This is a genomic window from Streptomyces sp. HSG2 (genome assembly GCF_016598575.1).
In the GTDB taxonomy this organism is placed as follows: domain Bacteria; phylum Actinomycetota; class Actinomycetes; order Streptomycetales; family Streptomycetaceae; genus Streptomyces.
In genome coordinates this window covers 5023836-5033516 of the sequence record NZ_CP066801.1, presented here as the reverse complement: position 1 = coordinate 5033516, position 9681 = coordinate 5023836, and the positions used below count along the sequence as shown (strand labels likewise).

7 protein-coding genes are annotated in these 9681 nt (G+C 72.9%); 3 read left to right on the top strand and 4 right to left on the bottom strand.

Annotated features, from left to right (window positions below):
* Positions 1-9: 9 nt before the first annotated feature.
* From JEK78_RS21945 to JEK78_RS21935, 3 genes are all read right to left on the bottom strand, one after another.
* Positions 10-1338 (bottom strand): YcaO-like family protein, encoded by a 1329-nt coding sequence (locus JEK78_RS21945; RefSeq protein ID WP_242483171.1) that lies wholly within the window; start codon positions 1336-1338, stop codon positions 10-12.
* 243 nt (positions 1339-1581) lie between these two features.
* Positions 1582-3042 carry a LuxR family transcriptional regulator gene (locus tag JEK78_RS21940; RefSeq protein WP_242483170.1) on the bottom strand — a complete coding sequence of 487 codons (1461 nt, stop codon included), beginning with the start codon at positions 3040-3042 and terminating at the stop codon, positions 1582-1584.
* Positions 3043-3796: 754 nt separating this feature from the next.
* Positions 3797-5113 (bottom strand): helix-turn-helix domain-containing protein, encoded by a 1317-nt coding sequence (locus tag JEK78_RS21935; protein WP_242483169.1) that lies wholly within the window; start codon positions 5111-5113, stop codon positions 3797-3799.
* A 258-nt stretch (positions 5114-5371) separates the two neighbouring features.
* Here JEK78_RS21935 and JEK78_RS21930 point away from each other — a divergent pair, with 258 nt between their 5' ends.
* From JEK78_RS21930 to JEK78_RS21920, 3 genes are all read left to right on the top strand, one after another.
* On the top strand, positions 5372-6781 hold the full coding sequence (locus tag JEK78_RS21930) for an alkyl sulfatase dimerization domain-containing protein (RefSeq protein ID WP_200261900.1): 1410 nt from the start codon (positions 5372-5374) through the stop codon (positions 6779-6781).
* The gene (locus JEK78_RS21925) at positions 6778-8106 is read left to right on the top strand and encodes an MFS transporter (protein ID WP_200261899.1); all 1329 of its coding nucleotides are present in this window, start codon (positions 6778-6780) and stop codon (positions 8104-8106) included. Before JEK78_RS21930 ends, JEK78_RS21925 begins: the two co-directional genes overlap by 4 nt.
* 164 nt (positions 8107-8270) lie before the next feature.
* A complete protein-coding gene (locus tag JEK78_RS21920; RefSeq protein ID WP_200261898.1) occupies positions 8271-8537 on the top strand; it encodes a GlsB/YeaQ/YmgE family stress response membrane protein in 267 nt (88 codons plus the stop codon).
* 77 nt (positions 8538-8614) lie between these two features.
* Here the strand turns inward: JEK78_RS21920 and JEK78_RS21915 are convergent, their stop codons facing one another.
* Positions 8615-9466 (bottom strand): DUF4253 domain-containing protein, encoded by an 852-nt coding sequence (locus JEK78_RS21915; protein WP_200261897.1) that lies wholly within the window; start codon positions 9464-9466, stop codon positions 8615-8617.
* Positions 9467-9681 lie beyond the last annotated feature (215 nt).

Below are 9681 nucleotides of genomic sequence, written 5' to 3'. Positions count from 1 at the left end.
GGCGTTCTCCTAGGCGAACGGCTGAGGGTGGGGGTTGAGCGCCTGTTCGGGATGGCTGGTGAATCCCGTGGCCTCGGGTGCGCGATACAGCCGGGGGTGGGCGAGGTACCGGTTGCGGTGGACGAAGGACAGCGGCATCAACTGGGGCACGACGACCCGGACCGACCGCAGACCCGCATGCCGCGCCTCGGAAGTGGTCAGCTCCACGGCGATCACCTCGGCGTCGACGGTGCCGAGCCGGTCGACCAGCCAGGCCAGCTGGTCGGCGGGGGCCGTCTCGGACGTCCGGGGCAGCTCGGCGAGGGCGCGGGTGGGGCGGGGGCGCCGTAGCAGGAAGTCGAAGGCGTCCCGGCGCTCCGGGCGCCCCATGTGGATGGCTCCGTGCAGCACGCTGGTGAAGTCCTGGGGGTCGTCCGGGACACGGTGCGGTGCCTGGAGCGCGATCCTGGAGGAGGCGGCCTCGCGGTAGATCTTGCGGACGACGTCGACCGGATCGGGTCCGGACGCGCACATGACCAGTTGCCCCAGGGACTCGTGGTGGTCGGAGAGGACGACGGCGTAGACGGTGGGGACGCCGATGTCGGTGGTCGCGTCGTAGAAGCGGTACTCGACGAATCCGTCGCGTACCAGGGCCCGTTGCTCGGCGAAGGCGGGGTCGTCGGCGAGGTCCAGTTCGGGCAGTTCCATCCGCTGGAGCCACACCAGCGAGATCGCGTCCCGCTCGATCGCCTCGCAGATTCCGTTGATCAGGGCCTGGTGGATGTCGGAGTGGACGGCGCAGCCCGTGGAGATGGGGTTGGCGATCCGCTCGCCGATCGCCTCGTGCGCGGTGAAGAGCCAGACGTGGGTGGCGGGTATCCACACCGGCCGGCCCCGGGTCAACGACCATCCGCGCACCCAGCGTTGGGGCAGGGCTGGGTCGGGGTCGATGAGCCAGTTGGCCTCGTCGGCGAGTTCGGTCCGCGAGCACCGCGGCAGCGCCTGGAGACTGACCGCGTCGTCGCCGAGCTCGTCCGCCGATGCCCAGCGGACCATGTGCGGCTGGTAGAAGGCGTTGGTGTAGCGTTCCACGGCCTCGGCGATGCTGATGAGCCTGGCGCGCTCGGGGTCGACGCCGCCGCCCGCCCCGTCCAGCCCCTGGGGCTGGGCGGGGGTGTCGGACCACAGAACCGTCGGGTCCCCGATCGAGGAGACGAACACCGGGTAGGGGGGCTCCCCCGGAAGCGGGGGCAGCCGGGAGGAGCCGCGTACCGGCCGGACGGCCGGCCCACTGACCGCTTCCAGCCGCCGGAGTCCGTCGAGTTCGCGTTCGCGCGTTTCCCTGCCGTCGTCCCGCACCGCCGGTCTCCTTCGCTGCGACTGTGGTGATGGGTACAGCCAACTCGCCGCCGACCGACGGAGCATCACTCCCGAAAGGTGAAATGCGGGACCCCGACGATCACCCGACGGGCGATCCGCGTCACCCGCCAGAGCCCCGTATCACCCTCGCGGGTGATACGGGGTCTCGGCTCGCGCGCGGCGCGCACAGCGCGAGGCCCGGCACCGCGGACGCGCGACACCGGGCCTCGAAGGCGACGACGGTCAGATCATCCCGCGCTCGACGGCGGCGAGGACGGCGTCCCTGCGGCGGCCCACGCGCAACTTGCGGTAGACGGCTTTGACCTGCGTCTTCACCGTGTTGAGCGAGACGTGACGGCGCACGGCGATCTCCTCCAGGGTGAGGTCGCCCGGCAGGAGCCGCAGGACCTCCAGCTCAGTGGGCGTCAGGGGCTCCAGGCCCCTGGGCGGCAGGGGCGGCCGGGGCGAGGGAACGACACCCGCGGCGACGGCGACGGGTGACACGGCGGCCCCACCGAGGTCGGGATCCGCGGCCGGCGCGCCCCCCGCGCTCCGCAGCCCCTCGACCAGGGCGGGGGGCAGCACGATCCCGGGCTCGAAGTCCGACCGCGTCGCGTGGGTGTCCGCCGATCGTCCGTACTCCTCGGCCTTGGCGTGATGGCCCGCCTCCGCGTGCCACCGGGCGGCCGTGCGCAACACCCGGATCACCTCGTCCCAGCCGCAGCGCTCGGCGAGTTCACGGGAGAGCACGCCCCGGATCAGGGGGTTGGGCAGCCGGTAGGTCCACTCGTCGTCACGGTCCATCAGGTCGTACTCGGTGGCCAGGATGCGCAGCGTCCGATGGGCGTGCTCGCGCCCCGTCAACGCCCTCACCAAAGAGGCGCTGAACTCCGTCAGCACGCTGGTACGCAGCAGGACGTCCTGGTGTTCGGCGGGCAACGGTTCGAGGAGTTCCGCTATCAGGAAGTCGGAACAGGACCGCACGGCCTGGGACCAGCCCTCCAGGCAGGATTGGTGGCTCGTGTGGCGCACGGGGTGCACCGCCGCGTAGCGCACAGCGAGAGCCCACCCTCCCGAGCACTCGATGACCTTGGTCATCCGCTCCTCGCCCGCCTCCGCGCCGTGGGCGCGGAACAACTCGGCCGCCTCCTCACGGGTGAAGGCCAGGTCGGAGCCGCGGATCTCGGTCAGTTCCCCCAGCGCGCGCAACTTGTGCAGGGGCAGGTCCGGCTCCCTGCGCGACGCGAGCACGACGTGCAGATGGGCGGGTGCGTAGCGGGTGAACTGCAGCAACGCGTTGAGCGCGGGGCCCGCGCCCAGTTCGTGGATGCCGTCGAGCACCAGGACGGCGGGGGGCGGGGTGACGTCCGCCTCTCCCGGGGGCGCGGGGTCGTCCCACTCCACGTCCGGGGAGGGGAGGCGGCCGTGCGACGAGCCGAACCCCGGCGTCCGCACGCCGACCCTCTCAAGGGCGGCCTCAAGGTGAGCCAGGAGCCGGGCCACGTCGTGGTCGTCGGCGTCGAGGGTGAGCCACGCGGTGCGGGTCCGCGTGCGCGCCCAGGAGGCCAGCAGCGCCGTCTTCCCCGCGCCCGGGGAACCGACGACGACGGTGAAGCGTCCCCGCACCCCCGCGTCGAGTCGACGCGATAGCCTCGGGCGGTCCAGCAGAGGCCCGAGCAGAGGCGGTCCCAGCCTGCCGGACACTATCGGCCGGCGCGGCCGTACCCTGATCCCATCGCTGTGCCCGATCATGCTTGCCTCTCCTGCGCACGCGTCACGGCAGAACGGCCGCGCATCGACGCACCGGCCGCCGGCCGAAGCACCGAATGCCGACTCTCCCACCGACACCCTCACCGCTTAGCAAGATAATGCAGCCGCAAGTCCCGGGAGTCGGTTTCCGGGTTTTCTTTCCACCAAGGCGCAAGCACCTCGCAAAACGAACTCGCTGCCAGGACGCAGCTCCCCCAATCCTCACAGGAAACTCTCAAGTAGGGAAGCTTTTGCCTCGTCGATCGGAGAAGCGGTCACCCAGAGCGCAAATCCGACGACCCGGACGTCGACAGGCGACAGCGAGTCATCAATTACGTCACTCCACGTCACAACACCTATCGAATGCGTCACGTCGAGTTGATTGTGACTTTCCATCGTCACTCGCCCATGGCATTCCCGCCCCCATAGCAGGTTCAAGCTTCACCCAAGTCACGGGCAATTCGGATGCATCACCGGAGCGTCATCCTCGGAGAATCCCCCAAACCGACAGCGGTGACGCAGGAAGCCGATCCACCTGCCGGAACATTCCCCGAAGCCGACTCGCACACCCTCGCCTGCCACTTTCGAGAAGGCTTCCTTGAGGTAAATTTGAGGTACCCGCCGGTATCATCCAAGACCCGGGAATGGCCGGCGCCCGCGGACGGCGCGCCGGCGCACACCAGACTCACGACGGGGCCGCGCTCCCGCTTCACCCGGCCGGTCCGCCGCCCCCGCCCTGCCTGGGCGGGCGTGGCGCGCCCTCACGGAGCAGCAGCGCGGCCAACGCCAGGGACCCTCCCCGGGGCGTGGCGAGGTCCAGGCCGGTGAGTTCGGCGATCCGGGCCAGCCTGTTGTCCACGGTGTTGGGGTGGACCCCCAGTACACGAGCGCCCGCACGCCGGTCCGAACGGTGCTCCAAGTGGACGCGGAGCGTCTCCAACAACTCCGGGCGAGAGGCGATCGGATCCAGGAGGGCCCGGATCGGCTCGCTCGCCTCGCTCCTGCGGGTGAGGTGGATCTCCAACAGGAAGTCCTCCAACCGGTGCACGCCCGGAACCCGCCCACCGGCACGGGCCAGCCGCACCAGGTCGGCCGCGGTGCGCGCGGCGTCGGGAACGTCGGACGGAGCATCGGCCGCCACGACGGCCAGGCGCACTTCCTCACCGCACACTTCCCCGAGCCGCCCGCGCAGGTCCTCCCACCCGCTCCCGGCTTCGCTGTCGGCCGCGCGCCGCGAAGCGACGACGGTGCCCGTCTCGCAGGCCAGCAGGGCCGCGTGCGGGCCGAGGGCGCGGTCGAGGACGATCTGCGTCCTGCGGACCCGTCTGCGCACCGCGACGGGGGAGGCACGCACGGTGGGCTCGGCGGGCATGTGAAGACGCAGGACCACGCTGCGACCCGCGAGACCCAGCTCGTCGAAGGCGCGCCCCGGCGGGACCGAGCCGTCGAGCAGCCCGCGGACGAGGGAGCGGCGCCGCTCGTGGCTCTCCGCGGCGAGGGCGGCGAGCTCGTCGAGGTAGGTCTCGGCCACGGTGGCCACCACCGAGTCCAATCCCCACAGCAGCAGGTCGACGATCTCCAGCAGCGCCCCCTCCTCGCCGGGGACGGTCTCCTCGCGAAGCACGCGCCACAGCGCCTGGGCGGCGACGGTGTGGGTGCGCAGCAGCAGGTGCAGGGGCAGCCCCTCCTCCGCGCGCTGGGCGGCGCGCTCCCGGAAGAGGCGGTAGTCGTCGGGCTCGTCGTAGGCGTCGTGGACGCGGCGCAGGAAGGTCCGCAGACCGCCCCGGACGGTCGCGGCGATCTCGACGTCCTTGACCTCGGCGGGAAGGTCCGGGTAGCCGGGGAGGCGTTCGAAGGTGTCCCGGGTCATCGTGCGGGCCAGTTCGTTCACTCGGGACTGGCAGCGGTCCGCCAGCGCGCGCGCCGCCGGGGAGAGGACGACGGGCCGGTCGGCGCCCCCTCCCCGCGTCGGCGCCGGCAGCGGCGTCGACGCGGGACTCGGCTCGAACTCGGCTTCGGCCGGCACGGAACCTCCGGTGGTCGTCCGCGGGAAGCGGGGCTCGACGACCCACAGGATAGGGCCGCGGTCCGGCGCGCTTCGAGGTGTCTTCGCGCCGGACCCTCCCATGGTGTGACGCGCCACAGCGCGACCGGCCCGTCCCTGTGACGACGACGGGTTCTCCCGGGGCGCGCGGACCAGCAGACTCCTCGTGCGGTGGGGACCGCCCGGCCCCGGCCGGCACGCGGACGCCGCCGCGTCAGTCGTCGCGGATGAGGAGAGCCGATGCCCGATCACCGTTCCCACGCCTACCTCGACTACGCGAGCAGGGTGTGGACCGGAGAGGAGTCCCTGGCGGCCCACTTCGAGGGCGTGCACGCCACCGACGGGCTGATCCCCGTGGGGGAACGAACGGCGTTCCTGCCGGGCTTCGCGAACGTCTCCGTGTTCGACACGGAGGACGGCCTGGTACTGGTGGACTCCGGCGACTTCCTGACGGCGCCCCTGCTCCACGCCTACGTACGGCGTTTCTCGGACTCCCCCGTGTCCACCGTGGTGTTCACCCACGGTCACGTGGACCACGTCTTCGGTGTCGGGCCCTTCGACGCCGAGGCGGAGGAGCGCGGCGCGGCGCGGCCGGAGGTCGTGGCGCACGAGGCGGTCCGCGACCGGTTCGATCGCTACCGCCGGACGGCCGGGTACAACGCCTGGGTCAACCGGCGACAGTTCGGGATGCCGTCGCTGGAGTGGCCCACCGAGTACCGCCAACCGGACACCACCTACCGGGAACGACTGACGCTCCGCAGGGCGCCGTTGACCTTCGAGCTCGTTCACGCGCGCGGGGAGACGGACGACCACACCTACGTGTGGATCCCCGAGACTCGGACCCTGTGCACGGGCGACCTGTTCATCTGGAACACCCCCAACGCGGGCAACCCGCAGAAGGCGCAGCGGTACCCCGAGGAGTGGGCGCGGGCACTGCGCGACATGGGCGAGCTGGGCGCCGAGGTGCTGCTGCCCGGCCACGGTGTGCCGATCCTGGGAGCGGAGCGCGTCCGGCGGGCTCTGGGCGACACCGCCGAGCTGCTGGAGTCCCTGTGCGAGCAGACGCGTGACCTGATGAACGGAGGTGCCCGCCTGGACGAGGTACTGGCCTCGGTGAAGGCGCCCGCCCGGCTGCTGGAGCGACCGTACCTGCACCCCGCCTACGACGAACCCGAGTTCGTGGTGCGGAACCTGTGGCGGTTGTGGGGTGGCTGGTACGACCAGAACCCCGCCCACCTGAAGCCCGCCCCGGAGGCGGCCCTGGCCGCCGAGTTGGCCGAGGCCGCCGGCGGCGCCCGGCGGCTGGCCGACCGGGCGCGGGAACTGCTGGAGCGCGGGGAACTCCGCCTCGCCTCGCACCTCGCCGAGACGGCGGCGCTCGCCGCTCCCGGGGACACGGCGGTGGCCCGGACACGCGCGACGGTCTACGGGCGACGAGCCGACCGGGAGACCTCGACCATGGCCCGGGGCGTCTTCGGCTGGGCGGCGGCGGAGTCGGCCGCGGTGGCGAACGGCACGGACGTCACCACCGAACTGACCCGGGGCGAGGAAGGGCGCCGCCGCGCGGAGGGGGCCATCAGCGTCGGCGTCGTCCCGGAGCCCGTCGACGGTCCGGCCCGGTCGGTGGTGAGCCCGTCGGACCTCTCGTGAGCGCCACCCGCGGTCCGGCACCGGCCGCCCGTCCGCCGGGCGGGCGATCCACCCGGGCTGGGGCGTGGGCGACCACGTGGCTCCTGCTCGCCTTCATGGTGGTCAACTTCGCGGACAAGGCCGTCCTCGGGCTCGCCGGGCCGGAGATCATGCGCGACCTGGGCCTGACCCGCCGGGAACTCGGGTGGGCGCAGGCCGCCTTCTTCAGCCTGTTCTCCCTCTCCGCCGTCGGTGTCTCCCTGTTGACCCGCAGGGTGCGCACCTCGGTGCTGTTGCCGGTCATGGCCCTGCTGTGGTCGGCTGCCCAGTTGCCGATGCTCTGGGGGGCGGCGGGCTTCGGCCTGCTGATCGCCACCCGCGTCCTGCTGGGCTTCGCCGAGGGCCCCGCCGCGCCCGTCGCCGTGCACCACGTGTACGGCTGGTTTCCGCAGCGCGAGCGTGCGCTGCCCACGGCCGTCCTGATGGTCGGCGCCGCCGTGGGCGTCGCCGTGGCGGCCCCCGCGTTGGGCGCCGTGATCGACCGGTTCGGCTGGCGGTGGGCCTTCGGGGTCGCCGGGTTCGTGGGGCTGCTCTGGGCGGCGGTGTGGGCGGCCAAGGGACGGGAGGGACCGCTCGCCCCGCCGGTCGGGTCGAGCGGCCCTCGCGACCTTCCCCGCGGCGAGGAGGTGCCACTGCGTCGCGTGCTCCTCTCGGGAACCTTCCTGACCGCGTCCGCGGGGGCGTTCGCCGCGTACTGGGGGATGAGCGCCAAGCTCATCTGGATGCCGGACTACCTGCGCACGGTGCTCGGCTGGGACATGGGCGGCACCAGCGTCGTCGTCGGTTTCGCGGCCCTCGCCAACGGCATGGTGCTGCTGGGGCACGGCCTGTTGGCGCGGCGGGCCGCCCTGCGGGTCGGCCCGCCGTCACCGGCGTCGGGCGCGGGCCCGGGACTGTCGATGATCGCGGGGGCGGGGGCGGCGACGGTGTTCGCCACGGTGGAGATCACGTGGGTGAGGATCCCCATGCTCTTCGGCCCGATGGCCCTGGGGCTCGTGATGATCACCGCGGCCCAGACGGCCGTCGCCCGGATCACGCCGCCCGGTCAACGCGGCGTGGCGCTCGGCGTCCTGGTCGCCGTCTTCTCCCTCGGCGGCGTCGTCTCCCCGTTGGTGCTCGCGTGGTTCGTCGAGAACGGAGTCACCGTCGCCGCCGGCTATCGGTGGGGCTGGCTGGCCACCGCGGCGCTGCTGGCGACCTGCGGGGCGCTGGCGGCCCGGTACGTGCGGCCGGAGCGGGACGCCGCGCGTCTGGGGGTCCCCGACAGCGACGCCGGCGCGGGGTGACCGGGGTCCCGGCTTCCACCGCCGCTCCCACCCGCCCCGTCCCCCGCACGACTCGCTCGGATGTCCGATCCCCTCGACGAATCCCGGCGGCGGAGGTTTGGTCCGGCGCCGACGGCGCAGACGTTCATGCGTCACACCATCGGACGAAGGGACGGAGACACACGATGGGAATCGTCGCATGGATCATCATCGGCCTGATCGCGGGCGCCGTCGCGAAGGCGATCATGCCGGGCAAGGACCCCGGCGGCATCCTCGTCACCATGCTGATCGGCATCGGCGGCGGCCTCCTGGGCGGTTGGCTCGGCAAGGTGATCCTGGGCGTCGAATCGATCGACGGGTTCTTCCGACTCTCCACCTGGATCGCGGCGATCCTCGGCTCGCTCGTCCTGCTCACGCTGTTCCGGCTCCTGACCGGCGACCGGCGCGGCTGAACCACGCCTGGCGGAGCCTCGCCGCCCCGCGCGCGCTTCGCCGCGCCGGTCGGGCGGACGGAGGGCCCGCCCGTGCGTCATTCCCAGCGGAACTCCCAGGTCGGCCGGCCCGACACGCCGGTCTCGGCGTGGGTGCGCAGGTCCCCCGCCCTCGTGAGCACGTCCGGGCAGAACGCCAGGTGTTCGGCGGCGACCGCCTCCGCCGTCTCGCGGGTGTCGGGCGGAGCGGCGACCGAGAGGACCATCCGGTTCGCGGAGAGGGCCACCAGCCGGGCGGCGAAACGCTCCTCCCAGGAGCGCAGGACCGCCGAGAGGACACCGGCGTCGTCCTCGTGGTCCAACGCCCCGGCCCACCCGATGGCGAAGGGCACGTCGGCGGCGCGGTCGGCGGGGACCAGCGCGAGGCGGGGTTCCCGCAGTGCGGCGTCCCCGCACACGAGGGCCCCGGCGACCCGGGCGGCGTGCGCCTCGGGATCGGCGACCGCCCTGGCCGGCGGTGCGAGGCCCGGCCACCGCGGACCGAAGGGGGCGAAGAGTCCGTCCCGTCCCGCCGCCCCGGCGCGGCGTACCGCCGAGGTCGACCCCTCGGGACCCTCCTCCCGGATTCTCCGCCAGGAGTGGGCGAGGAACTCCTCCGGGTCCATGTCCTCGGGGTAGGAGACCTCACCCGACATCAGATCCCAGTCCTCCAGCCCTCCCCCGCGGCCCTCGGTGTCCATCAGGACCGGCCGCAGGCCCATCGACCCAGTCCACCCGCGGGCCGCCCCCTCCTGGCCGTCCGCGACCGTGTCGGCGAGCCATGCCAGGGGCTCCGGCCAAGTCCCCTGATACGTGTGATCGATGAGCCTGCCGGGTGGAAGCGCCCCGGCTTCGGCGCTGCCCGCCGGGGCGGTTTCCAACCGGTTCACGAGATCCGCGAGCGTCGTCATGGGGAGGGACTCTAGAGCCACCCCCCGACACCCCGCCTACTCCGGGCGTGGGACGGTCGGGCGGGCATCCGGGGCAACACCGGAGTGGTTCGTCCTGCCGGAGCACGGGCGCCGTGTTGGCTGGGCCGCCCCAGTGTGCGGTGGTGCCAGGAGGGCGGGAACGATGCGGGAGCAGGCGGGGCACGGGACGTCGACCGGATCCCGCCCGGCCGCGG